Raw genomic sequence first — 1,073 nt, 5'->3', positions numbered from 1 at the left:
CGGGCTTGAGTTAACGGGAAGCATTGCTGGAGTCTCTTTGTCTACCCTGCTCAATGTGGGTATATGGTGGGGTGTATGTAAAAGAGCAGGAATAGTTTTCGGGCATTCAAGCACACATGGTCTGACTGAATGGGATGCAAAGGAGTTGGAGAAGTTGAAAACGGATTTCTGTTTGCAGCTGGCTCCCGTGATGACCACCGCCGAAGTGGCACTGGCCGGGCATGTGTCTCCCTGGCCCCTGGTACAGCGCTGGTGGAAACCCCTGTATTTTGCCGGTGCAGGAATGGCAGCTTATGCTGCTAATGCGGAAACGAGGAAGCTCATACCTCTTGCAGTCTTGAGCTACTTCGCTTCGGAAGCGTTATCAAGAACTGGAGCCAGCGCTATTTCGGCGCTAATTCTAAGAAAAATGGGCGTAAGGGATATTTCGACGGAATGGTATGCGGCTGGGGAGTATAGAATATTGTCTCCGATTTATGGGCTTATGGCAGGGGATGTTACCTATGAAGCCATGATCCACAGAGGCTTCAGGCCAGCAAAAGCGATTCTTGCTGCTGCTGTCAGCGCAGCGATTGCGGGTACCCTCACGGGAATTATTTCGGAGTTAATAATTGATGAGGACGGACAGACAAAGGTTGGAGTCGAAGTCGGAACAGGAGCCGTAAACGGAATCGTAGCTTTAACCGGAATCGGAGCTGTAACCGGATTCGGCGTTGTATACGCAATCGGAGCTGTAAACGGAGTCGGGGCTCTACACGGAGCTGCGACCGGAGTTATAACCGGAGTCGTGGCCGGAGCCGGACTCGGAGTCGGAGTCGGAGCCTTGAACGGAGCCGGAGTGGGAGCGGGAGCCTTAGCCGGAGTCGGAATCAGTGTCTTGGGCTCAGCCTTGTGCGGAGTGGGAGTCTTGCTAATGTCGGGCAGTTCGGTGGTAGCCTCAAACAACCCGTTGATCAAAGCCAGTGTCACTCTGGTGCCTGCGTTGACTTTCGCTCTTATCAATAGTCTTTCAAACTATGCCGTTTATGGCTATCCACTGGAACAAAGCTTTTCAGAGACCGGCTGGACTCAGT

At 52.7% G+C, this 1,073-nt stretch carries 1 protein-coding gene; it reads left to right on the top strand.

The genetic code is table 11. From position 1 onward, the window contains the following. Window positions 1–154: 154 nt before the first annotated feature. The coding region (locus tag KDK18_RS13710) for a hypothetical protein (RefSeq protein WP_257255494.1) at window positions 155–1,073 on the top strand (919 nt) is incomplete at its 3' end.

This window comes from Endozoicomonas sp. SESOKO3 (assembly GCF_024606255.1).
This window is presented reverse-complemented; position numbering and strand designations above follow the sequence as displayed.